A 24611-nucleotide genomic window follows, 5' to 3' on the forward strand; every position below is an offset into this window, starting at 1 on the left:
CGTTCGCTGTGGCTTTGTCGTTAGTGTTGTGGAGTTTATTACCGTCAGCAATTAGCTAGAGTGGTGCAATCCATTCCAAACGATGTCGCGGTAACGTGTTTGGTTGGTGTCGCCTTCCGTGCTGAAGAGCATGATGGTTGCGTCTTCATTTAAGCCTAGAGTGTCACGCGTTGCTTGGTCTGCGCCCTCTCGACAAAGTTGGTAAAGAAGACCTAGTGTAATCGCACCTGACTCACCGCTGATGATTTGGCTGTCACCTTGTAGTGGGTTACCTAGAACACGCATCCCGTTTGCTGAAATACTGTCATCAACCGAGATAAAGTAGTTACTACAATCACGCAATACTGGCCATGTCACTGGGTTTGGTTCTCCACACGCAAGGCCCGCCATGATTGAGTTCAACTCACCGGTTACGTTGACCATTTCGCCTTTCTCGCCTGAGCGGAAAATACAATCTGCGGCTGCTGGCTCTGCAATGATGGTTTCAAATGTATCTGCGCCTAGCTTGTCTGCAAGGTAGCCTAATATGCCGCCTGCCATTGCACCTACACCAGCTTGTAAGAATACGTGAGTTGGAGCGCTAAACTCTTGCTCTTGAACTTGCTCGACGGCTTCGTCTGCCATGGTCATGTAACCTTGAGAGATCCATGTTGGGATCTCTTCATAGCCATCCCATGCTGTGTCTTGTACTAGCATCCAACCGTTATCTTGAGCGGTTTGGTTTGCCATGCGTACCGTGTCGTCGTAGTTAACTTCCGTCACGATGCATTCTGCACCTAAACCTTGAATGCGGTTAACACTGGCTTGAGACGAGCCTTTTGGCATATAAACCACAGCTTTTTGGCCCATTTCACGAGCCGCCCACGCGACACCAGTGCCATGGTTACCCGCTGTTGCTGTCGTAAATACAAGTGGCTTATCCAGTTTTGAAGCAACGGTTTTAAGGTTGATCTCAGAGATGTCGATACCAAGATGTTTTGCCAGTTGACGACCTAGAGCGTAAGAGCCACCTAGCACTTTAAATGCATTCAACCCAAAACGCTTAGATTCGTCTTTTACTAGGATCGCTTTAACACCAAGGTGATTAGCAAGATTAGGAAGAGAGACAAGTGGCGTTGGTTGGTAACCTTCGATCTGACGGTGAAACTCACGCGCTTGTTGCGCTTGAGATGCAGTGAATAGCTCGCAAACTTGTCCAGTGTAAAATGAATTTTTTGATAGTTTTAACATAGGGCACACTTAGATACAGGCAGAGGAATTAAAGGCCATCAAGCGATGTTCAATGACCTTACTTTGTCGTTAATAACATTACATAGTTATTTTTTGCTATACGCAGTCACTAAAAGCAATACGTGATTACTTGATGTAAGCGATCGCTTCAACTTCGACTAGTGCGTCTTTTGGCAAACGAGCGGCTTCAACACAAGAGCGTGCTGGCGCGTTCTCTGTACCAAATACTTCCGTGTACACCTCGTTAAATGCAACGAAGTTTTCCATATCAGATAGGAAACATGTGGTCTTAATAACAGTGTCCAGTGAACCACCGCTTTGCTCTAGTACAGCTTTCAAATTTTCTAGTGACATACGAGCTTGCTCTTTAATGCCACCTTCAACAAACGCCATTGTTTTTGCATCAAGAGGCAGCTGACCAGAAGTGAAAATAAGGTCTTTGAATGCCATGCCTTGAGAGTATGGGCCGATTGCTGCAGGTGCTAGATCTGTATGGATTTTTGTTTTCATTTCATTTCTCTTTATAGGATTTTTAAGCTCTAAACTCGCGGATATATTTATAGATAGCGTGGCGAGTTATACCAAGACGTTCAGATACGAATGCTGTCGCCTCTTTCAATTCGAAAATACCATTCTCAAGCAATAGCTTGGTAATGGCTTTGTTTCGACCTTTCAAGTTGACTGACTCATCGTTGTCGACTTCAAAAATAGCGTGCTCAAGTGCTTGCTCAATCACTTCTGTTGTTGAAGCTCCAAAGTTCTCATGCACACCCACAGGGGCATGAGCAATGTCCGGCATTAAAGTTTTTATGATCTCAGGAAACGGGTGAGACAAATTCATGTTGATACAGAATAGTCCAATCGGTTTGCCATTTTCTCCAGCTAGCACACAGGTCGTAGATTTAAGCAGTGACCCATCTTTGCTGGTGGTGAAGTAACTCTTTGGCGTGACCTCACCAGTGCTCTCAAACACACTCAGCATTTTCAGCCCTAGATCGGTGATAGGTGACCCTACTTCTCGACCTGTGTGATGACCGTTCACGATCTTCACCACTGATTTTTCAAAGCTCTCGAATGAGTGAATCACTACCTCACAATGCGGACCAATAAAGTCGGCAATAGTTTCGGCTAAGCGAAAGTTCAGTGCGAGATGCTCTCTGTCATTGTCGGTGAATTCTACGTTAAACGATTTATATGCTGATGCGTTCATTTTAGACCACTGTTGTTAACTTTAATTGCCTTTCATTATCTTTGGTTACTCGATGGATTTCAAGTTGCCAATTAACTTTATGTAACTATAAAACTATACACTCGCTCCTTGCACAAGCCTAAAGTTACAAATAAGTACCTAAAATTGATCAAAATCAACAAAAATTCTGGTTTTAGATGCGTTTGGGTCACTATAGTTAACTGTGAGATTGTGGTCACATTATTTAACTGGAATGTCAGTAAGATGCTCATCGTAACGTAAACAAAATTGAACTATAGGGTCGGTTCGTAATTGCTGACCCAACAATAATAATTAGAGGCCCCAATGACTAACTACCTAAACCGAGGCTTTGAACAAGCTGAGTTTGAAAACAGAACATCACGCGCTCAAAAAGTTATGCATGAGATGAAGCTAGACGCGATGATTTTTACTACGGAACCAAACGTTCGCTATTTTACTGGTTTTCACACTCAGTTTTGGCACAGCCCAACTAGACCATGGTTCGTTGTTATCCCAGCAGAAGGTAAACCTATTGCTATTGTTCCTGAGATTGGTGCTAGCGGTATGGCAGGAACATGGGTTGAGAACATCATTACTTGGCCTTCACCAAGGCCAGAAGATGACGGCATTAGCTTGGTTGCAAGCACGTTGAACTCTTTACCTTGTCGTCACGGCAGAGTTGGCGCGACATTAGGGATTGAGTCTCACTTGCGTATGCCAGTAAATAACTACCTCAAATTAACCACCATGGTTAAGAAAGATTTTGTTGATGTGTCATTAGCGATGCATGAGCTTCGTCAGATTAAATCACAAGCTGAAATAGAAAAAACTCGCGAAATCTGTCGTATTACCAATGTGGGCTTTAGCAAAATTCCTGGGTATGCAAAAGCCGGCATGACCGAGCGTGAAATCTGTAAACAGTTCCGTATCGATATGTTGTTAGAAGGTGCAGATGAATGTCCTTACATCATCGCAGGCTCAGGACCTGATGGTTATGACAGCATCATCATGGGTCCTACCGATCGCATTATTGAACCGGGAGATGTGTTGATCATCGATACGGGTGCTGTACGCGATGGTTACTTCTCTGATTTCGACCGTAACTGGGCATTTGGTCATGCGAGTGAGCAAACCAAAGCGGCATACCGCGCTACTTACGAAGCGACCACGAAAGGCTTCGAGGCAGCGAAACCGGGCGCAACCACGACTGACATCTACAACGCGATGTGGGGAGTACTAGAAGCTAATGGTGCATTGGGTAACGACGTTGGTCGTCTAGGTCATGGATTAGGTATGGAACTGACAGAGCGTCCGTCTAACACCGCTACCGACAACACAGTACTTAAGCCTGGCATGGTGATGACGCTAGAACCGGGCATGGTTTACGCACCGGGTAAGTCGATGGTTCACGAAGAGAACATCGTGATTACTGAAGACGGCGCTGAATGGTTGAGCGAACGAGCTGAACCAGAACTGATCATTATTTAGCTAAAAATTTAGCACCGTACAAAAGCTGACTCTGGATTCTGGAGTCAGCACATAAAAACTATAAAAATACGAGTTTCTCATGCAAACAATAGAACAGTTTCGACAATTTGAAATCCCATTACAGCACGTTCAGGCTCCAAGGATTGGTCGAGTTCATATCGGTTTAGTGCAACTAAGTACTGACCACTCTTTAGAGATGGACTGGGCAAAATTACTGGGCACACAAGCAGGAGTGTTTAGCTCCCGTGTTTATTACAGCAGCGAAATGACTCCAGAAGCGCTCGACCAAATTGCGGTTGGTATCAGTGAAGCATCCGATCTAATAGCGACGGGTTTACCCATGGATGTCATGGCGTTTGGTTGCACTTCAGCTTCTATCATTATCGGTGAAGAAAAAGTCGCTAACCTTCTTACACAAAATCGCGGTGATATTCCCGCAACCAACCCATGGACAGCTGCTCAAGCCGCATTTAAGCACTTGGGTGCAAAGAAAGTTGCCGTGTTTTCCCCCTACCCAACAGAAGTGAATTTCCCTCTTTATCAACAACTGACTGCCGCTGGCTTTGAAGTCCCTGTTTTAGGTTCACTTGGCATTGAGAAAGACACTGACATCACGACGGTTTCAAAGGAATCGATGATGGAAGCGTTGAGCAAAATGTTGCCGGGCTCTGGTGCCGATGTGGTGTTTATGTCTTGCACCAACCTTCGTGTTCTTGACCACATTCAAGAGATTGAAGATCGATTTGGTATCCCAGTCGTGTGCAGCAACTCTGCGATGTTCTGGCACTGCATGCACTTAGTCGGCAACAAAGCTCAATGTCCAGGTTACGGACAATTGCTAAATCAATAGCAACCAATGAATAAAGGAATTTTAAGATGAGTAATACAACTAAAGGTTGGTTAGCTGCCATTTTCATTGGCATGCTTTGGGGTATTCCGTGGATCGTAGGGACACCTATTTTAGAAGTAATGGACGCACAAGTCTTGGTATGGGTTCGCTATACCGTCGCTTTCATTACTCTGTTTGTGATTATCCAAGTCAGCAATGCGATGGGTAAACCACAGAAAAAAGTCGATTTTAAACTTAATTGGGCAAACCGACACGACATCTTCTGGGCGGCATGTTGCGGCATTATTGGTCAAGGTGCTTTCAGTTTTCTATCGTTCCTATCTCTTGATTACATTACCGCTTCAGAAAACGGCGTGATCCAAGGCCTTATCCCAATCATCATTTTGTGTGTCGGTTTCCTTCGCCACGGCGAGCGTTTTACACCACTACAAATCTTGGCAGCTGTTGGCGCCTTCGTTGGTGTCGCTATTTTGGTCATGGACCCTTCTGTTGAAGGCAGCGGGTTTAACATTGGTCACTTGATCTGTCTGGGTAGTGCCGCGAGCTTCTCTACGATGGCTTACGCTCGTGCCAAGCTTGCTGAGAAATATGGTTCAGTAGCGACGATGTATCACCAGTTTGTTTTTGCGGCAATTGGCTTCGGTCTTTACCTACTGGTTGTCGGCGCCGATTTCTCTTCAGCTCTCGGTATTTTCAGTTCTCCACTTCGTATGGCTTGTATTGCAATTCTGGGTGTGGGTATTTCAGGTATCAGCTACCTAATCTACATCTATGCAATGGCACGAGTTGGCGTAGACGGAACGGGTATGGCACTTAACTTGATGCCTCTGTCTTCTTTCGTCCTGGCTGTGTTTGCTCTCGGTGAAGCGGTGACGCCAATGCGACTACTAGCGATAGCCGTAGTTATTGGTTCGATGATGATGTTCATGAAGTTTGGCAAGGCGAAGAAAAAAGTGCCTCAGCTGAAAACGGCGACGGAAGCGAATTAACCACTAGTTTCTACATGTAAATCATGAATATTCAGGCGGTGTTCTGCACCGCCGTTATCAAAAATTATGGAAGATAGACAGATGAACACAACAAACAGAGACACATTTTTAGGATGGACTGCTGCCATTGCTGTTGCCTGTATCTGGGGCGTAACTGGGGTTGTATCAAAGCCACTTTCTATAGCGGTTGACCCGATGACATTGGTATTTTTCCGCTACGTTACCGCGGTAATTGGCCTTTCCATCATTTTCTTTTTTACATCACGTAGCAAAAGCTTGAGCGCTGACTTAGGTTCTTCATTGAAGATCGATACCAAAGATATTGGTCGCATTGCGCTTTGTGGCATCGTTGGACAAGGGGTGTTTTCACTGTTTAACTTCCTTTCTCTGTCTCACATTGGTGCGACTGAAAACGGTGTTATTCAAGGCATGCAGCCGTTCGCGACGGTTTTCTTTGGCATGATGTTTATGAACTTCCGCATGAACAAGATTCAGTGGGGTGCTTTTATTGCCTCTGCGGTATGTATCTATGCGATGAGTGTTGGTCCAACAAACTCCATTGAAGGTGGTACACCACTACTAGGCTATGTTTACGTGACGTGTTCAATGCTGGCGCTAGCGTGGACTGCTCACTTACGAGCGAGCCTGGCGGATAAATATGGCTCAGTCGTTTCTATGCTGTACCAATATATTTCAGTTGCTGTCATGGGCATTATTGTTGTGATCACCATGGGGTTAGACTTATCTCAGATCTACATCATATTCTCTAGCCCATTGTTGATTGCTCTGCTTATTTTCTTAGGTACAGGTATCTCTGGTGGTAGCTACTTGATTCAACTTTATTCCTTCAAACGTATTGGTGTAGAGAAAGCGACAATGGCTCTTAACCTAATGCCTTTGGTTGGTTATTTGGTGGCGGTACTAACACTAGGCGAACAGATGGCTCTGGGAAAAACCATTATCGTGTCACTGATTGTTGTAGCACTTTACGTATTCACTAAGTTCGAAACGAAACAAGAAGAGCAGACTACGGAAAGATTGCCTAGCAATAAAAAAGCAACACCGGAAGCGAGCTAAATGATGAAATCTGTGACTAAAGGTTGGATGGCGGCGATTGGCGTAGGGTTGTTATGGGGTTCTGAGGGCGCATTAGCTACCTTGCCATTACAAACCATTGATGCGCGATTGTTGGTGTGGTTACGCTACATGATGGCATTCTTTGTCTTATCTTTAGTCCTGATTTTCTCAGCAATGCTCCACAAGAAAACTCAAAGCAAACCGAAGTTGGCGTTTAGTTGGGCTAATCGGAGCGAACTATTCAAGTTGTTGGTGTGCGGTGTTGTTGGCCAAGGTTTGTTTAGCTTTCTTTCGTTTCTCTCGTTGGACTATATTTCACTGTCAGAAAATGGCGTCATTCAGGGACTTGTTCCCATCGCTATCTTAGCGATAGGTCAGCTTTTTTACGGCGCTCGATTTACTCGCATGCAAATCGTCTCTAGCGGAATTGCTTTGGTTGGCGTCACCATGTTAGTGCTCGCTCCTCCGTTTACTTCTCAAGATAGAGGGGTAAATATCGGGCACCTGATTTGTCTATTGAGTGTGCTGAGCTTTGCATCGGTGACTCATTTGCGAGCTCAGCTTGCAGAAAAATACGGTGCAACTTGCACCATGCATTATCAATTTGGTTTTGCGGCGGTTGGATTTTTCATTTATCTACTGGTTTCAGGCATTGATGTACCAAGTCTGTTACTGGTAATTCGCCCTTCTTGGTCGTTACTCTGCATTATTGTGTTGGGTGGCTTTGTATCAGGACTGGGCTACATCGCATACATATACGGCATAGAGCGTGTTGGTGTTGAAGGCAGCAGTATGGCTTTAAATCTCATTCCTATGTCTGCATTTTTCATCGCTGTTTTGGTGTTTGGAGAACCCATCACACTTTTTAGGGCGCTGGCTGTGGGCTTGATTATTGTAGCAATGACGCTGTTTGCGGCATCTAACAAGTCCCGCGAGATGACATCTAAAACAGTTTTAACAAATTAATTTTAAGTATTTATTGGAGTTTCCATGACTAACATTGCCAACGTTACAGAATGGCGCCGCCATTTACATCAGTACCCAGAATTTGGTACTGAAGAGTTCATCACATCTGAATTCGTAGCGAACAAGCTCGAAGAGTTCGGCATTGAAGTTCACCGCGGTATTGGCGGGACAGGTGTGCTTGGAATTCTGAAAAATGGCACAAGCGATCGCTCGATTGGTCTACGTGCGGACATGGATGCCCTGCGTATTCATGAAAAGAACACTTTTTGTCACGCTTCAAAGCATGAAGGAGCGATGCACGCTTGTGGACATGATGGCCATACCGCGATGCTACTGGGTGCGGCGCAAGAGTTGGCAACCAAGAAGCATTTCGATGGCACTGTATACTTCATTTTTCAACCAGATGAAGAGCGAGGTACAGGAGCGAAAGCGATGATCGCTGATGGCCTGTTCACTCGTTGGAATATGGATGCAATTTACGCTATGCATAACTTACCGGGTATCCCTGAAGGTAAATTTGTGACTCGTCCAAGCTCGCTCATGGCAAGTGAAAGCAGTTTTGAAATTGTGATCAAAGCGACGGGCGGCCACGCGGCGATGCCACACATGGGAACCGATCCGATTGTGGTTGGTGCTCAAGTGGTCACTGCACTGCAAACCATCGTTTCGCGTCATTTGAGCGCCATTGATGAGACGGCTGTTATCTCGGTGACTAACTTTGTTACTAACGGTACTGTCAATGTGATTCCTTCGCAAGTGACTATTTCTGGTGATACTCGCAGCTTCACCGATCAAGCATTGCACAAGATTGAGAAAGCGATTGAGCGTGTCGTCGCTGGCCAGTGCATGTCAGCAGATGTTGATTACCAATACCACTTCAACAACAGCTTTCTATCAACGATTAATACTCCGGAAGAGACTGCTCATGCGGTAAAAGCAGCACAGGCGGTTGTCGGTGAAGATAATGTGAATGGAGCTTGTGAACGCTTCACCATCAGTGAGGATTTCTCGTTCATGTTACGCGAAGTAAAAGGGTGTTATGTGTTAGTTGGAAATGGTGTTGGTGAGTGTGGAGGCACTGCTCTTCATAACCCGCACTATGATTTTAACGATAATATTTTGGAACACGGTGTTGGGTTTTGGAAGACGCTTGTAGAGCAACAATTGTCACAGTAAATTGAAGAAAATAGAGCGAGAGGTTAACCTCTCGCTCTATTTGTATGCAATGCGTTCTCAAATTGGTGAACGATTTGGCTGACTTGGTTTGTTTAGCTTAACGATTCACCTGCTCAACAACCTCGCGTGTTAGGCGTGCGATCTCGTCCCACTCCTCGTTTATAACCAGCTTCTTGTCGACCATCCATGTACCACCGCAAGCTAATACTTGAGGCACTGCTAAGTAGTTATCGATGTTTGATGGCGTGATACCGCCAGTTGGCATGAGTCGAATATCGCCGTATGGGCCAACGAGCGATTTAACCATGCTGATCCCACCAGATGCTTCTGCTGGGAAGAACTTCAAGGTTGTTAAGCCCATCTCTAATGCCGCTTCAACGGTGCTTGGATTGTTCACACCTGGAATGATATCGATGCCGATCTCTTGGCATGCTTTAACTGTGTTCGGATTAAAGCCCGGTGATACTACAAAGGTCGCGCCCGCTTCTTTTGCTGCGAGTGCTTGCTTATGGTTCAAGATGGTGCCCGCGCCGATCAGCATGTCAGGCTGTGCTTGGCGAAGCAGTCGGATAGCTTCAACAGCGGCGTCTGAACGGAACGTAATTTCAGCGGCGGGAAGCCCATTCTCAGCCAATACTTTGCCTAGAGGGATAATATCCTCTGCGTTATCAATGGCGATAACAGGGATAACTTTAAGTGCTTTTAGCTGTTCGTTAATTGTAGACATGGGTTTACTTCTTAATATCAGTTTGAAAGAGTGTCGGTGATGGGTTTTGGGATGATTGCGCCGTGATGTTGAATGACCAGTCTCGCCAGTGCATTGCCTTTGCGGCAGGCTTGCTGAACAGAGCCGCCAGATAGATAGCAAGACAAGAATCCGCCATTGAATGAATCGCCTGCTGAAGTGCTATCAACCACGGTTTCTACTGGCGTGGTTTCAATTAGGCTTGGCGTTTGGGCTGGAGTTTCACTGACCAAACAGCCTTCAGCACCGAGTTTTACAATGATGGTCTGCACGCCAAGCCTGTGTAGTCGGTCGATGGTGTCTTGAGGTGTTTGGTCGCCCCATAGTTGCTGTTCATCATCAAAGGTAACCAAGGCGATATCAGTGGTTTGATAACCCAGTCGATAGCACTCTTTGGTCGCGCTTTCTGATTCCCATAGTTTTGGTCGGTAGTTACTATCAAAGGCGATGGTAACGCCACGTTCACGCAGGCCTTCAATGATAGTGAGCAACTTTAGCTGATCGCTGTGTGGCAGTATCGCGAGGGAAATGCCACTCAGAAACACCATATCAACATCGTGAAGTTGGTTGGCTATCTTATCGAAATCGGGGTGCTGTACCATGTAGCGAGCCGCCGAATCGTTGCGCCAGTATAGGAAGGTGCGCTCACCAACATCGTCGAGTTGAATGAGATAGAGCCCGGGTGAACGCTGCTCGTCAATAAGCACGAATTCGGTTGATAGTCCTTCATCTTGCCATCGGTTAAGCATCTCTTGGCTGATAGCGTCAGAGCCAAGCGCCGAGACATAGCTAGTTCGCATCGCTGGATTCGCAGTGTTATTGCAGTTCATGGGGTTGCTAACCGCAGCGCTGCGGTTCAAGTAGATTGCCGCGTTTAATGTGTCTCCACCATAGCTTTGATGCATGTCGCCAAATGGAGCCCCATTCAGTTCAATCATGCACTCACCGATGATTGCGATGTGGGTCATAATATAGCCTTAGAAAGGAAAGGTTGGGTTTGTTCGTATTGAGGAAAGCATGACCATAATGAGATATGGTCATGCTTTTTCGATTCTAATCTTACGGGAGTGAGACTAGCCGATTACTTGTTGTCTAGTTTTACGAACAACATCGTTAGGACGAAAGACAGTGCAAATACACCCACCACGCCCATCAGTGCTTGAATGAAGTTTTGCGTACCGCCTGCAAGGTAAGCTGGCAAGCTGAATACAGAAGAAAGAATGTAGCTTGTTAAGTGCGTATCGATTGTTACCGAGATAGCACCGAACACGCCTGCAGCCAAGCTCGCGGTCATCATCGCTTTGGTGTATTTCGTGAGTACACCGAACAGAGCTGGTTCTGTGATACCTAGAATCGCAGTAACACTTGAGCCCATTGTGATTGAAGATTGCTCTTTAGAAACCGTTTTACGTTGCTTGTGCCAGATAGCCATTGTCGCGCCAGCAATTGCCATGTTACCCAAACACATGATTGGCATAAGTAGATCCTTACCATACAGTGCAAAGTTGTTCAGGCTGATTGGCGTCATGCTGTGGTGGATACCAAATACGATGGTGATCGGGCGAGTTAGACCAAACACAAAGCCTGTTAACGTCGGAGAGATTTCCAGTAGTGAGCTCATCACCCAACCTGCGCCATTACTTAGCCAGATACCAGCAGGGCCAACAAATGATAGCGTGATGGTCGAAGTTACCGTAAAGGCAAGCAGTGGTGTAAATACAGGCTTCGCAGAAGAAGGAACTAGGCGGTCAACTAACGGAGTCACTTTAGACAATAACCAGATTGCTAGAATCGCAGGAACAATCGCGCCGCCGTAGTTGAGCAGCTCAATAGGAACCACGCCAAGAACGGTCAGCTCCGGAGCAGCGCCTGCGTCTTTTAGCATTGTTGCTTTATCAACAAGCAGAGGCGCTAGCATTGCTGAAGAGACAGCAAGCGCAATGTATTCGTTTACTTTGAATACCTTAGCGGCAGAGAAAGAAACCAGCATAGGTAAGAAGAAGAACACAGCAACAGAGATCGAGCGGAAGAAATAAACTGTGTCTGAGGTTTCAGAGATAACATTGGTTGCAATAAGACCAGACAACAGGCCCATCAACATACCCGCGCCAGCGATTGCGGGTACAACCGGACCAAAGATGCCTGCGACAATACGCATCACGCCTTGGAACAGCTTGCCTTTCTCTAGTTCATCAGCCGGATTAGCGTCAGCTTGTTGAGTGTTTGATAGCGCGTTGAACCACTTCTCGACCTCAACACCGATGATGACTTGAGTTTGGCCTTGTTGAAGTACCACACCTTTCACATCTGCGATCTGCTTGATTGCTTCTTCGTCTACCAGCGACTCGTCTGCTAATTTGAATCTCAGCCTTGTCATACAGTGCGTGATACTCACGATATTGTCTTCACCACCAAGTGCAGTGATTAATAACTGTATATTTTCTTTGAAATTTTTCTTCTTCGATGATGACTTCGAGTTATTAATAACGGCATCACTTTTTTCTACCATTTGCATACTACACCTGTTATTGGAATATATTTAACTCGAGCAATCATAACGACAACCAATTTAAATCCAACGGAGTAAAAAGAGATCTCAATCACACTTAAAATTCGAAAAATTATTTTTCCACCGTTTTTAGCCAATTGGTATGTTTTGTTTATCAAAAAAATACTCTTAACGTACCAATTATTTTTACGAAAAATTAGCGCTTGAAATGTGCTTTTTAAAGCGGTTAGATAATAGGAGTTGACTTAAGTTTAGGTTATTTAATTGTGAAAGAAACTATTATATCTGATATCCATTGTATTATTACTAAACCAGACAGACACAACCTCATTACCGTGGTAGTTGAAACGAATGAAGGCGTGACAGGGTTTGGTTGTGCGACATTCCAACAAAGACCGCTTGCTGTAAAAACAATGGTCGATGAATATTTAAAACCTATTCTTATTGGTAAAAACGCCAATAATATTGAAGACTTATGGCAAATGATGATGGTCAACGCTTATTGGCGAAATGGCCCTGTTATCAATAATGCAATTTCCGGTGTTGATATGGCACTGTGGGATATTAAAGCCAAATTGGCGGGTATGCCGTTACACCAGTTATTTGGTGGTAAGTCTCGTGATGCTATTCCTGTATACACACACGCGACGAGCGACACGATGGAAGGGATTTATGAGCTGGTGGAATCTTTCCTAGACAAAGGCTACAAGCACATTCGTTGTCAGCTTGGTTTCTATGGCGGCGTTCCAACGGATTTGCATACCACTCAAAACCCGACTGAAGGTTCGTACTACGACCAAGATCAGTACATGGACAATACTCTAACGATGTTTAAGTCGCTGAGAGAGAAATATGGTAACCAATTCCATATTCTTCATGATGTTCATGAGCGCCTATTCCCGAACCAAGCGATACAATTTGCGAAGGAAGTCGAGCAATATAAGCCGTATTTCATTGAAGATATTCTGCCGCCAAATCAAACGGAATGGTTGGATAATATTCGCAGCCAGAGCTCAGTTTCATTAGGTTTAGGGGAGTTATTTAATAACCCTGAAGAGTGGAAATCATTGATTGCTAACCGCCGCATTGATTTCATTCGTTGCCATGTTTCACAGATTGGTGGTATTACCCCAGCTCTGAAACTCGGCCATCTATGTCAGAACTTCGGTGTTCGTATTGCATGGCATTGCCCGCCAGATATGACGCCAATTGGCGCAGCGGTAAACACGCATTTGAATGTGCATTTACACAATGCTGCCATTCAAGAACATGTCGAGTACAACGAGAATACACACAAGGTATTCCCGAACGCTGCAGAGCCAATTAATGGCTACTTATACGCTTCTGAAATCGCAGGTATTGGTGTTGAAATCGACCGAGAGGTTGCAGCCGAGTTCCCTGTTATGTATCGCCCCCACGAGTGGACTCAAAGTCGCCTTCCTGATGGCGCGATTCATACCCCTTAACTCGTATTTTTAATATCAAATGGTCGCTATAAGCGGCCATTTTCTTATTTAATATACTTACCAGATATTACGTATTATCTGGTAAGTATATTTCTAGTATCATTAAATTAATAATATTAGATGTGAAATAATATTAGTGGCTAATCTATAGAGTAATTAACTTATATCTATAAAAATTAACCATATTAAATCGAATTAAAAGGTTACTTCTTATCTCGGAAGCTCATGCTCTCATTGTTAAAAGGAGTGTGATAGGTGCATTGATATTTGATGTCGATGAGATCGCTGACGATGAATAGATCCCCCGATGCTAAGAAACCTCGGTTGGTGATATTCATCGCCGCGGCATTTTTTTTGCAGCCGAGCAACTCCGCGTCTTCTTTAGATACGTTGATCGCTTGATACGTCGTTAAGTAGCTATCGATCTGAAGACCTTTCGCCAATGCATGTTTCTGGATTGAGCTTTCAATGATCTCGGCATTCATCTCTGGGAAGACACTGACAGGGATCTTGGCTTCTTCAATCTGAACTACTTTGTTGTTAATCAATCGAAGCCGTCTAATTTTCCAGATGTAGTCATTGTCGTCTAAAGAAAAAATCTGCTGTTCGTGGTTATCGGGTAGCGCTTTATTCAGTTGGAGCTTTTTATAAGAGATCTCTTCAAAACTGTTTTCAGTAATGGAGTTGTACACCAGTGGTGTACCAATGAGAGAAGTGTTGACGAAGTAACCAGAACCCACCTTAGATTTCACCATGCCAATAGCCTCTAGCTTGGCTAGCGCTTTACGAATCGTGAAACGAGATAATCCATATATTTCAGACAGTTCTCTTTCTGCAGGAAGCTTATGGCTGATACTGTTTTGGCAAATTTTGCTCACAATATCTTGAACAACTAATTCATATTTTTTCATTCTAAAAACTTAAAAAAGCACTCATGGTGATTAAATTATAGTTAACTAAATCAGATACTCAGCGCATTCCGAACTGGCCGATAATTCTAACATAGAAGGCCAATTAGATGATGGGAAATGAGCCGTGTTCTATCGTTAAAATACTTCTGACGGCGCATCGACAATCGTGTCATCTAAAGCTGATCTATGTTGATGGTTGTATCGTTTTGAATCTTGATGTGCGGCACTTTGTGTCGTTTTTCCATCAATGACATGGTGATACGGGAGTGTGTATGAGTTCTAATGAAATCAAAAATGTGGTGTTTGATGTAGGCAATGTCATTGTGCGTTGGGCACCTCTGGAAATTGCCCGGCTTACTTTTGGTGATACTGAAGAATTGGAGTCTCGAGCTCGTTCTATTTTTCAAAGTACGATTTGGATGGATTTGAACAAAGGGTTCTTGACCGAAAGTGAGGCCAAGCTTCGTTATCAACAAGAACTCGACTTGTCCCCGTTAGAGTGCGATCGCCTGTTCTATTACGTTAAGCAAACGCAGATCTTATTGCATGGTTCTGTCGACCTTATCGAGCGCGTAAAGCGTGCTGGGTATGGTGTGTATGCACTTACCGACAACGTGGTCGAGATTGTTGAACACCTAAAAGCCACCTACGAATTTTGGCCTTTGTTTGATGGCGCAGCCGTATCCGCTGAACTTGGCATGCTTAAACCGCAGCCTGAAATCTACCAAGCGCTTTTATCTAATTATGGGCTCAAAGCTTCAGAAACGGTCTTCATTGACGATATGCCTTATAACGTTGAAGGTGCGAGATCTTTGGGTATGGCTGCTATCCAGTTTACCGATGCCGTTCAGTGTGAAAACAGCTTGCAGGCGCTTGGCGTTAATTTATTAGATTGACACCTTGGCGAGTGAGTTAAATTTGAGGGTGTAGAAAATGAAAAGATACCCACCTAAGTCTATCGTTGCATTCTTGTTTTTGACTATATCAGCGCTGGTTTTAGTTGCGGCTGTCGTGCTTCAAATTCGCGGTGAACAAGCGTGCGATAAAACAACGCTGATAATTAGATTAAGAGCCATGCTATTGAAACATCGCTCTTTTTTAGATTTGGATACGCGCTTTCTTGTTTAATCGCGAGTTTGTTCGGCATTCAAATGCCGAATCAACTTGGCTGGAGTGCCGCCGTACAGGCAATCTGGTGGTACATCACTGTTAACCACTGAGTTCGCTGCGATAACAGAGCGAGCGCCAATCGTAACGCCTTGGTTGATGACTGAGTTTCCACCAATCCACACATCGTCTTCGACTGTGATAGGTAGGCAGAAAGTTTCCCACTTACGGCGGCTGAGATAATCCAGTGAGTGGGAGGCTGTGTAAAACTGGGCACTTGGCCCTATCAATACATTGTTACCAATCTTGATATTCGCGCCATCAAGCATCACCACGTTCATGTTGATAAAGGTGTCGTCACCGATCTCGATGGTTTTGCCAAACTCGCAATGAAAAGGAGGACGGACAACGCTGCTTCCTACTTTACCAAACAGATTAGCCTGAAGACTTGGTAGTTGAGTATCGTCTGAACATTGATTCAAGTCTGATAGCGCCTTGCTGGCGTGAGTGCGCATGTGGTCTACCTCATGGTCTGCGCCATCAAAAATCTCGCCGGACAGCATTTTCTCGAGTTCTGTTTTCATTGTTTGCATCCCATTCGTCAACATCGATATTAGAATACGGATAATTGGACATAAAAAAAGAGAAAAGCCTAAGCCTTTCTCTTCCTGTTTTTCTACTTAGCAATCAAGATTGCTCAAATTAGATTTGCTCAACGAAACCCATTAGGTGCTTCTTCACTTCGTCTGAAGCAAAAGCACTCTCTACAGAGTACTTGTAGATCTCTGCGTAGTCTTCTTGTGTTAGACCGAACGTTTCACATACACGTTTCACTTCGTTAGTCATGGTTGTGTTCGACACAGTGCGGTTGTCTGTGTTGATCGTTACAACGATGCCGTCTTTCTTGAATTCAGCAATTGGGTGGTCGCTGAATTTGTGAATACATTTAGTTTGCACGTTACTTGTTGGGCAAGTTTCAAGCGCAACCTGCTTCTCTTTAACGATGTTGTACGCGTCTTCGTTACCTTGGATGTGGACACCGTGGCCGATACGCTCAGCGTCAAGCAGTGTGACTGCATCGTAAACGTTCTGACCATGCCATTGCTCACCTGCGTGAACCGTCACACGGTAGCCTTGTTCAATAGCGTATTGCGTGTACTCAGGGAATTCAGCGCAGAAGCCCGGCTTTTCACCGCCTGCAATATCAAACGCAACCACGCCTTTACCAAGGTATGGTTTACCAGCGTCGATTACATCTTTGATTGAGTCTTTCGGGAACATACGAAGTACAGACATGATGTAGTTGCCCTTAATGTCGTATTTCTCTTCTGCACGCTTCATGCCTTTAACCGCACTTGCGATGATTGCATCAAGAGACAAGCCCTTGTTTACGTGAAGAATCGGTGCAAAACGAACTTCTAGGTACTTAACGTTTTCTAGTGCTGCGTCTTCGTAAAGCTCAAAAGAGATACGCTCAATCGCTTCTTCCGTTTGCATCACTTGCAGTGGCAGGCTAAAGCAAGCTAGGTACTCATCAAGGTTTTTGCAATCTTCAGGCACTGTTAGAGACTTTACTACCGCTTCACGGTCTTCTGGAAGTTCGATTCCGTACTGTTTCGCCAGATCAATAATGGTGTCTGGACGAACACTTCCGTCTAGGTGGCAGTGCAGATCAATCTTAGGGAGTGCTAGAAAGTTCATGAGTATTCCTTAGGTCTATTATTTTTTGAGTTATTAACTCATAGGTTACATGGGCTTAAATTAACAAGTTTGTGATATGATTTAAAGTGACATAAAGTCATCATTAATCTGAATCTAAGGAATATCATGGTAGATGTTAAAAGCTTACTCAAATGTGATATGAATTTACTGCTGTGTTTACACGTGTTGCTTGAAGAGCGCAGCGTGAGCAAAACGGCAGAGCGATTGTTCCTTAGTCAGTCTGCGGTGAGTAAACAACTTACTAAGTTGCGTTCTTTGTTTGACGACCCTTTGTTTGAACGTGAGTCAAAAGGCCTGTTTCCAACACCGAAAGCCACCTCTTTAGCGCCTAAAATTCATCAAATCCTTCTGCAAGTTGAACAGCTAACCGTGCCGGACATTTTTGAGCCGAAAGACAGCGAACGTACTTTTAATATCGATCTTGTTGAAACCGCTTATACCGCGATTTACCCTAAATTTATGCCTAACGCGCTAGCAGATGCGCCGAACATTACGGTAAACAGCACTACTTGGAGCAGCGAAACCTTTAAGCGCTTACTAAAGCGTGAGGTCGATTTCGGGATTGGAATTTTTGAGCTCGATGAAAGGGCTAGCACCCACATTCAAAATATCCCTGCCGAGCTAAACCACGTCGAGTTGCTGCAAGATTACTCTGTGTGCTTGATGCGAAATGATCACCCAGTACTTCAAGAAGAGTGGAATCTGCAAGCCTTCCTTAAATACCGTCATATTCAGTTGGTGACCGGTGGCGTTGGCGACTGGTTGCTACTGGAAATCTTGCAAGCCAAACAGCTTCAAATTAACAAAGCCGCCAACGTGTCGGACATCACCAGCGCAGTAAAGCTGTGCAAACAAAGCGATTTGCTGATGTGTTATCCGTACAACTCGGTTCGTGACTATATTGAGAGTGGCGAACTGGTGATGAAGCCGATTCCTATTGAGTTGGTTCCCGGTGGTTTGTTTTTGCTTTGGCACCGTTACTTTGATTCTGAACCAAGCCACAAATGGCTTCGCGACCTCATAGTCAATAAGACCCAAGAACCTCAGCTGTAAACCGCGAGCTACGATGATCAAAACGGCGAAATAAGTTTTTTAAATTTATTTCGTCTTTTTCGAATGAGCATTGTCTTATTACGGGTGCCAAATGCCCGCCAAGAATGAGATATCTAAATGAATCCAATGCCATCGATTCCGCAACAAGTCATTGAAGATGCTTGTGAGTGGGCAATTATGCACGGTTCGTCGTACCTTTGAACAATTGAGCTGTCAGCTTTCATCGGGTGATAATCAACGCTTGTTATTGAAAGATGTCGGCGCTGTCGATGTGGTGTACCTAAGAGCTGGCTACCAGTATTCAGATTACTGGGCTCCAGAGCTCAATGAATCAGTTTGTTGCCACACGCTAAGTCAGACTCGCTTGTTTATGGAGCAACACCATGTCGCAATGAACGCGACCATCAGCCAGCAACTAGCGACCAGTAAAACCATGCAAATGCTGCTGACCATGATGCCAGCAACAGAATACGCCCGCTGGGGCTTAACGCTAGAAGAAACCGAACTGGTCAAGAGTGTCTTGGCCGATATGAAGCCAATAACTAGTGAGTCGATTGGATGGTTTAACACGCAAGCCAACAAGCAAGAATGGGTGCTAAAAAACCAAGGCGAGGGCGGAGGCCATTGTGTCTTTGGTGACGACATCAGCGAACAACTGAGCCAGCTTAAACCAGAAGAGTACGACGCGTGGGCATTGATGCAGCGCTTGTACCCGCATGAACGTGACGTGCCGACCATTGCAGTGCGTGACACTCACCAAACGCTCGTGACAGACTTAGTCAGCGAAGTGGGTTTGTTCACCGCTTACTTCAAAGGTGAACCAGTAACAGAGCTAGACGGCTACGCGGGTTACTTGATCCGCAGTAAACCTGCCAGCGAAAATGAAGGTGGAATCCACCGTGGCAAAGGGATTCTCGATTCGTTGGTGTTGATTGATTAGTTGAATCGGCATTAAAAACCAGAACTCATGTTCTGGTTTTTTGTATCTGAGCTAAGTAAAACTTCAGAGTTTGGATAACAACAATCACGCCCCTAACTTGGTAAAGGCCAACGGGGTTTGTCCGGTTTGCTGTTTGAAAAAGGCGATAAACGCACTGTTGGATGAGAACTCTAGCAGATGAGCCACATCACCGACTTGTCGGTTTTCTGAGAGCAGTTCAATCGCTTTAAACAAGCGCCATTGCTGTCGCCACTCTTGGTAAGTCATGCCTGTTTCGGCTTTGAATAATCGAGTAATCGTTTTGGTGCTTGCGCCAACCGTGTTCGCTAATGTCGAGAGGGCTGGGGCAAGAAAGGAAGCGGTTCGGACTTGTTTGCAAAAGCTTTTAAAGCGGCGATCTGTCGGTAGTGGCAAGATAAACGAGTGTTGGTTAGCGCTGTAAAACTCTTCCCAAAATAGGTTGGCGGTATTGGTGGTTTGCTCGCGGGCAACGTCCCAATCCCAGAAAGCCATCTTATTGATTAGGGCTTTTAAAAGCTCGTTCACTTCCACAATCTCAATCACTTCTGGGCAGGTGTAAATACTGCTATCAAAATAGAGCGACCGATAAGCAACCACGTTGGTCATCTGCGCTCGATGTTTGGTATAAGGCGGGATCCACACGGCTTTGGTCGGCGGCAAAATACAAATGGCGTTTTCTAAGGTCAAGGTGATGCAACCCTGCGGAGCATACAGCAACTGTCCTTTTACGTGGTGATGTATTCCTGAGTCATGCTGACCTAGCTCTGCCGCAATCCCTATTACGGGCGCAGGTAAGCTGTCTGCATCAAACTCAATGGTTTCGCTGATTAATGCCATTTGTCCTAATCTTGTTGTTTTTGGTTTTAATGTTGTTAACGAGCCAAGGTTAGTTTCCCCTAGACTCCTCGTCAAGTTCACTGGTCTTGGAAAAATGATGAAAACAAAACCTTCTTTATGGCAAATGGTGCTATTGCTGATGTTCCCTCAAATCGCAGAAACCATCTATAGCCCGACTCTGGATTCAATATCGAAATCCTTTGATGTGAGTTACGCACAAGCGGCGCAAACCCTCTCGATCTACTTCTCAGCGTTTGCGCTCGGTGTTGTGGTATGGGGCGTGTTAGCTGACAAGTGGGGGCGCCGACCAACCATGTTATTGGGCATGGGGTTATTCGCTTGTTCAGCACTCATTGCTATGCAAACCAATAGCTTTGTTTGGTTGATGATAGCCCGAGCCATGGGCGCTTTCGGGCTTGCGGTTGGCTCGGTTGTGACACAAACCATGTTGCGAGATGCCTTTAGCGGCGCTGAACTGGCCAAGGTGTTTGGTTACATGGGGATGGGGCTGTCGATTAGCCCAATCATCGGGCTGCTTCTTGGCGGTCAATTAAGCCAAGCGGGCGGGCATCAATATGTATTTATTGCCCTGTTTATTATGGTGTTAGTGCTGTTGGCACATAGCCTATGGTCATTGCCTGAAACGCAACAATCTAAGCAGCCATTGCAGTTAAAGTCACTCAGTATTCACATGATCAAAGATAGCGATATATGGATGTCTGCGTTGCTGGTTGCGTCGTTCAATATTGCGCTATTTTCCTATTATCAATTGGGTTCATTTGCCTTCATTCAACTTGGATTTAGCGTTGAGCAGTTTGGCTACAGCGGCATTGTGCTTGGGTTCGGGACTCTGTTGGGAAGCTTGGTGAACAAGACATTGTTGAAGAGACAAGTGTCTTCAATGTCTCTGATTGGTATCGCAGCAGGGCTTCAAACATTAGGTGCGGTGGGTGTGTATTTTTCACAACACACGATCTGGTTCTTGCTTCCAATGATGTTGGTGGTTATGGCGTTTGGCATTGCGATTCCCAATGTATTGAGCCGAGCGTTGGTACGTTACCAATCTCAAGCAGGAAGTGCAGGCGCACTGTTTGGTTTGATGTATTACACCTTGATCGGCTCAGGGCTCGCTTTAGCGGGAATGCTCCAAGATCTAGGTGTAGTGTTGGTACTTTGTGGCGCGTTATCTGTTCTGGTGACGATACGCAGTCGACTCCAGCTTAAACGCTAAGTCTCTCATCTGTATTGATAAATTCCGTGTCCTGTTTGGCGCGGAATTTATCATTTCTTGGTTTGTAAATTTGGATATTGACAGGGGTAGAGTGATCGTTCTACTCTGTAGGTAGAACAATCATTCTACCCTTTGTCGGGTATTGAGAGAGCACTATGTTGAGAGAACAGATTGCAGCAAGCCTTGAAGTAGCGTTCAGCCAGCAAGGTTTTGCTGAGCCGAGCGTTGCACAGCTGAAAACGGCGTGCGATGTAAGCCTAAGAACCTTGTATAAACATTTCCCTTCAAAAGAAGCGATGATCGTTGGTGCCTTGGAATATCGACACCAACGCTACTTAGATTTCTTGTTGGAAACGTCGCCTGAAAAGGGGCTCGCATCGGTTACTCATATCTTCAACAAGCTCCAACAATGGTTAGAAGAGTATGCGCCACATGGGTGCATGTCGATGAATGCGATGGCCGCGTTTCCCGATAATGAGCTTATCAGCCAAGCGGTTACACAGCATAAAGAACAAGTTCGTTTGCTAATAGGCAAGCAGAGCCTGCGAGAGGATCTCGCGACACCGCTGTTTTTACTTCATGAAGGCGTATCAAGCGCGTGGCCAGTCTTAGGCGAAGAAGCAGTGGCATCGGCACAGAATATGGTGACAAAATTACTCAAGGAAACAGTATGAATTTCGAGATACCAAAAACAATGAAAGGCGCAGAGATGCTAGGGCACGGCGGGGCAGAAATGCTTGGCTACCGTGAAGACATTGCTGTTCCTCAAATCGAACCTAATGAAGTGCTGATCAAAGTCATGGCTGCAGGCGTTAATAATACTGACATCAACACGCGAATCGGTTGGTATGCAAAAAGTGATGATTCAGACGATGCCAGTTGGTCGGGTGAAGCGTTGAAATTCCCTCGCATCCAAGGTGCCGATGTGTGCGGTTTTATTGTAGCTGTTGGTAACGAAGTCTCGGCTGATCGTATTGGTGAGCGTGTTCTGATTGAACCTTGTTTAACCGAAGTGTACGGGCGAGATCTACCACAGCCATGGTATTTCGGATCTGAATGCGATGGTGGTTTCGCTGAATACACCAAAGTAGCAGCTAAGCACGCTTACGCGGTGAACAGCACAATGTCGGATGTTGAGCTAGCGTCTTTCCCATGTTCTTACTCAACAGCAGAAAACATGCTGACTCGCGCCAACGTGGCTGAAGCTGATCGCGTGCTTATCTCAGGTGCATCGGGCGGTGTGGGCTCTGCGGCTATTCAGCTAGCAAAAGCTCGCGGCGCGTATGTTATTGCCATCACTAGCCCAAGCAAGAACCAACAGTTACTTGAACTTGGCGCTGATGAAGTGATTGCCCGTGATGCAGATTTGGTTAACGCGCTAGGCGAAAGCAGTGTGAATGTGGTTATCGACTTAGTCGCCGGTGACAAATGGCCGGAATTCCTTGAAGTGCTGAAACCACATGGTCGCTATGCCGTATCTGGCGCAATTGGTGGCGCTATGGTTGAGCTTGATGTTCGCACTTTGTATCTTAAAGATCTCAGCTTTTTTGGTTGCACGGTTTTAGAACCGCAAGTATTCCAAAACTTGGTTAATCGTATCGAGAAACAGCAGATTGGCGCCATCGTTGCAGAGTCTTATCCGCTAGCCGATATCCATAAAGCGCAAGATGAGTTCTTAAAGAAAAAGCATGTTGGTAAGATCGTGTTGGAAGTGGCAGAACGCTAGTTTTAGTCAGCTTCACGGTTTAGATTGATGGAAGAGTGAGCAAGCTTTATTTGCTCGCTCTTTTTGTTCCTGGTGAATACCGAGGAGCTGAGCAAATTGTTGGGTAACAGATCCTATACAGCTGAAAGGTTAATGATTCATTTATCACTGTATGGTTTATGAGTTGCCTGTGCGATAATCACCGCCGTTATATATCCCGAACTGTTTGATAATCATCTAGGAGCCGTATTGATGTTTAAAAGGGTATTGCAGGCACTATTCTCACCTTTTGTTTATTCAAAAAACAAACCCTCTGCAGAGCCTGCCCAACAAGAGCAACAACAAACCGTTGCTACTGATTCTGTTCAGTCTTCAATCTTTGTTCCGCCGTCGTCCACTCAGCCATCATCATTAATCGTCGATAAGACGCTTAGCCTTCACGATGGTGAGTTCCTTGATTATTTGTTTGGAGAGTCTCGCCTTCGAACGGAGTCAGACCCATTTAGTGATTTTGTCGCTTGCCAAATCGAACGCTTGATTCGCTCTCCAAAAGCCTTGCTTAATGAACTTCCAGTGATGCCAGCCTCTGTGACCACGTTAATGGGCGAATTACAGAGCGATGAGTTTGATGTCGATACTCTGTTAAGAGTGATTGAGCGCGAGCCGAGTATGGCTGCCGATGTGATTAAACTGGCAAATAGCGCCTTTTACAAACGCAATGAAAAACAGGTTACTGACTTAAAAACTGCTTTCCTCAATATGGGTTCACAAGGGCTTGTTGAAGGGGTGGTGAATTCTTACATGAAGAACTTTACGCCGGGCAATAACATTTACTGGCGTCATTTCGGTGAGAAAATTTGGAATCACAGTGTTCAAACCGCGTCTTTCTCTAAGGAGTTGATGAAAGACTCTTCATCTCAAGAAGAGCAAGCAGCGGCGTATTTTGTTGGGTTAATTCGCAACTTAGGCAAGATGATCATTTTCCAGATGATGGTAGAAGCCTTCAAGCATGTTGATCCTTCTGTTCCACCTAACTCGTTAGCATTGAAGCGCCTGATGAACAGCTACTCCATTCGCCTGACTTACACCATTGCTAAGTTCTGGGAACTGCCAGAATCAGTGTTGACCGCGATTGGCTACCAAGAGTCTAGCCGATACGAATGCACACCACTTGGTCAAGCTGTGTTTGAAGCGAACTACTTGAGTGAATTGTGCTATTTACTGGAAGAACAAACGATTGAAGTCGAGCAATTTAAGCGTAGATGCAAAGAGACACTGATGTCTCCGGCTGCATACAAAGTGGCTAACCGTATCTATAAAGAGTCTGAATTGGCGCTAGTGAGCTAACCCTTAGCCTATTCGACCTACGCTGTGACTG

The 24611-nt window shown here is 45.2% G+C and carries 24 protein-coding genes and 1 pseudogene; 15 read left to right on the forward strand and 10 right to left on the reverse strand.

All coding sequences use genetic code 11. From position 1 onward, the window contains the following. Window positions 1-51: 51 nt before the first annotated feature. From dpaL to F0229_RS15205, 3 genes are all read right to left on the reverse strand, one after another. Window positions 52-1230, reverse strand: a complete 1179-nt coding sequence (gene dpaL / locus F0229_RS15195) for a diaminopropionate ammonia-lyase (RefSeq protein ID WP_004732392.1) — start codon at window positions 1228-1230, stop codon at window positions 52-54. A gap of 126 nt (window positions 1231-1356) precedes the next feature. Continuing rightward, on the reverse strand, window positions 1357-1740 hold the full coding sequence (locus tag F0229_RS15200) for a RidA family protein (RefSeq protein ID WP_004732389.1): 384 nt from the start codon (window positions 1738-1740) through the stop codon (window positions 1357-1359). 22 nt (window positions 1741-1762) lie between these two features. Continuing rightward, complete coding sequence (locus F0229_RS15205) at window positions 1763-2440, reverse strand: transcriptional regulator (protein ID WP_017068123.1); 678 nt, start codon at window positions 2438-2440, stop codon at window positions 1763-1765. Window positions 2441-2764: 324 nt separating this feature from the next. On the opposite strand from F0229_RS15205, the gene F0229_RS15210 reads away from it, so the two are divergent. From F0229_RS15210 to F0229_RS15235, 6 genes are all read left to right on the forward strand, one after another. Next, a complete protein-coding gene (locus F0229_RS15210; RefSeq protein WP_017068124.1) occupies window positions 2765-3928 on the forward strand; it encodes a Xaa-Pro peptidase family protein in 1164 nt (387 codons plus the stop codon). Window positions 3929-4007: 79 nt separating this feature from the next. After that, on the forward strand, window positions 4008-4778 hold the full coding sequence (locus F0229_RS15215) for an aspartate/glutamate racemase family protein (RefSeq protein WP_017068125.1): 771 nt from the start codon (window positions 4008-4010) through the stop codon (window positions 4776-4778). Between the two features lie 26 nt (window positions 4779-4804). Further along, the gene (locus tag F0229_RS15220) at window positions 4805-5767 is read left to right on the forward strand and encodes a DMT family transporter (protein WP_171733171.1); all 963 of its coding nucleotides are present in this window, start codon (window positions 4805-4807) and stop codon (window positions 5765-5767) included. An 81-nt stretch (window positions 5768-5848) separates the two neighbouring features. Then, window positions 5849-6844 (forward strand): DMT family transporter, encoded by a 996-nt coding sequence (locus F0229_RS15225; RefSeq protein WP_017068127.1) that lies wholly within the window; start codon window positions 5849-5851, stop codon window positions 6842-6844. Continuing rightward, window positions 6845-7810, forward strand: a complete 966-nt coding sequence (locus F0229_RS15230; RefSeq protein ID WP_017068128.1) for a DMT family transporter — start codon at window positions 6845-6847, stop codon at window positions 7808-7810. Between the two features lie 24 nt (window positions 7811-7834). Then, window positions 7835-8986, forward strand: a complete 1152-nt coding sequence (locus F0229_RS15235) for a M20 aminoacylase family protein (RefSeq protein WP_017072481.1) — start codon at window positions 7835-7837, stop codon at window positions 8984-8986. Window positions 8987-9083: 97 nt separating this feature from the next. On the opposite strand, the gene F0229_RS15240 is transcribed toward F0229_RS15235, so the two are convergent. The 3 genes from F0229_RS15240 to F0229_RS15250 all read right to left on the reverse strand — a co-directional run bounded on the left by F0229_RS15240 (window position 9084) and on the right by F0229_RS15250 (window position 12246). Beyond that, complete coding sequence (locus F0229_RS15240) at window positions 9084-9713, reverse strand: bifunctional 4-hydroxy-2-oxoglutarate aldolase/2-dehydro-3-deoxy-phosphogluconate aldolase (RefSeq protein ID WP_171733172.1); 630 nt, start codon at window positions 9711-9713, stop codon at window positions 9084-9086. A 17-nt stretch (window positions 9714-9730) separates the two neighbouring features. Then, window positions 9731-10699, reverse strand: a complete 969-nt coding sequence (locus F0229_RS15245; protein ID WP_171733173.1) for a sugar kinase — start codon at window positions 10697-10699, stop codon at window positions 9731-9733. A gap of 113 nt (window positions 10700-10812) precedes the next feature. Beyond that, on the reverse strand, window positions 10813-12246 hold the full coding sequence (locus F0229_RS15250) for a PTS transporter subunit EIIC (protein WP_017068132.1): 1434 nt from the start codon (window positions 12244-12246) through the stop codon (window positions 10813-10815). Between the two features lie 260 nt (window positions 12247-12506). Between F0229_RS15250 and F0229_RS15255 the strand changes: the two genes are divergently transcribed. Next, window positions 12507-13706, forward strand: a complete 1200-nt coding sequence (locus F0229_RS15255; protein ID WP_004732372.1) for an enolase C-terminal domain-like protein — start codon at window positions 12507-12509, stop codon at window positions 13704-13706. Between the two features lie 203 nt (window positions 13707-13909). On the opposite strand, the gene F0229_RS15260 is transcribed toward F0229_RS15255, so the two are convergent. After that, window positions 13910-14617, reverse strand: a complete 708-nt coding sequence (locus F0229_RS15260) for a GntR family transcriptional regulator (RefSeq protein ID WP_171733174.1) — start codon at window positions 14615-14617, stop codon at window positions 13910-13912. A gap of 272 nt (window positions 14618-14889) precedes the next feature. On the opposite strand from F0229_RS15260, the gene F0229_RS15265 reads away from it, so the two are divergent. Next, a complete protein-coding gene (locus F0229_RS15265) occupies window positions 14890-15513 on the forward strand; it encodes an HAD family phosphatase (RefSeq protein WP_171733175.1) in 624 nt (207 codons plus the stop codon). A 37-nt stretch (window positions 15514-15550) separates the two neighbouring features. Continuing rightward, complete coding sequence (locus F0229_RS15270; RefSeq protein ID WP_017072485.1) at window positions 15551-15745, forward strand: hypothetical protein; 195 nt, start codon at window positions 15551-15553, stop codon at window positions 15743-15745. Here the strand turns inward: F0229_RS15270 and F0229_RS15275 are convergent. Both F0229_RS15275 and add read right to left on the reverse strand, forming a co-directional pair. Beyond that, window positions 15742-16308: a sugar O-acetyltransferase gene (locus F0229_RS15275; RefSeq protein WP_102321248.1), complete on the reverse strand. Its 567-nt coding sequence runs from the start codon at window positions 16306-16308 to the stop codon at window positions 15742-15744. The genes F0229_RS15270 and F0229_RS15275 overlap by 4 nt on opposite strands. A gap of 118 nt (window positions 16309-16426) precedes the next feature. After that, window positions 16427-17425 carry an adenosine deaminase gene (gene add / locus F0229_RS15280; RefSeq protein ID WP_017071685.1) on the reverse strand — a complete coding sequence of 333 codons (999 nt, stop codon included), beginning with the start codon at window positions 17423-17425 and terminating at the stop codon, window positions 16427-16429. 126 nt (window positions 17426-17551) lie between these two features. On the opposite strand from add, the gene F0229_RS15285 reads away from it, so the two are divergent. Next, the gene (locus F0229_RS15285; RefSeq protein ID WP_017061092.1) at window positions 17552-18499 is read left to right on the forward strand and encodes a LysR family transcriptional regulator; all 948 of its coding nucleotides are present in this window, start codon (window positions 17552-17554) and stop codon (window positions 18497-18499) included. A gap of 181 nt (window positions 18500-18680) precedes the next feature. Continuing rightward, window positions 18681-19439, forward strand: a pseudogene (locus F0229_RS15290) (glutathione synthase); the annotation flags it as partial. Window positions 19440-19523: 84 nt separating this feature from the next. Here the strand turns inward: F0229_RS15290 and F0229_RS15295 are convergent. Then, complete coding sequence (locus F0229_RS15295) at window positions 19524-20297, reverse strand: helix-turn-helix domain-containing protein (RefSeq protein ID WP_171733176.1); 774 nt, start codon at window positions 20295-20297, stop codon at window positions 19524-19526. Window positions 20298-20394: 97 nt separating this feature from the next. Between F0229_RS15295 and F0229_RS15300 the strand changes: the two genes are divergently transcribed. The 4 genes from F0229_RS15300 to F0229_RS15315 all read left to right on the forward strand — a co-directional run bounded on the left by F0229_RS15300 (window position 20395) and on the right by F0229_RS15315 (window position 24580). Continuing rightward, window positions 20395-21528 (forward strand): multidrug effflux MFS transporter, encoded by a 1134-nt coding sequence (locus F0229_RS15300; protein ID WP_171733177.1) that lies wholly within the window; start codon window positions 20395-20397, stop codon window positions 21526-21528. A gap of 155 nt (window positions 21529-21683) precedes the next feature. After that, complete coding sequence (locus tag F0229_RS15305) at window positions 21684-22202, forward strand: TetR/AcrR family transcriptional regulator (protein WP_017061096.1); 519 nt, start codon at window positions 21684-21686, stop codon at window positions 22200-22202. Then, window positions 22199-23254 carry an alcohol dehydrogenase family protein gene (locus tag F0229_RS15310; RefSeq protein ID WP_171733178.1) on the forward strand — a complete coding sequence of 352 codons (1056 nt, stop codon included), beginning with the start codon at window positions 22199-22201 and terminating at the stop codon, window positions 23252-23254. The genes F0229_RS15305 and F0229_RS15310 overlap by 4 nt, the downstream gene beginning before the upstream one ends. Before the next feature lie 231 nt (window positions 23255-23485). Further along, entirely contained in the window at window positions 23486-24580 is a 1095-nt protein-coding gene (locus F0229_RS15315; RefSeq protein ID WP_171733179.1) for an HDOD domain-containing protein, read from the forward strand. Window positions 24581-24611 lie beyond the last annotated feature (31 nt).

The organism is Vibrio sp. AIC-3 (genome assembly GCF_013114515.1).
Lineage (GTDB): Bacteria > Pseudomonadota > Gammaproteobacteria > Enterobacterales > Vibrionaceae > Vibrio > Vibrio crassostreae_C.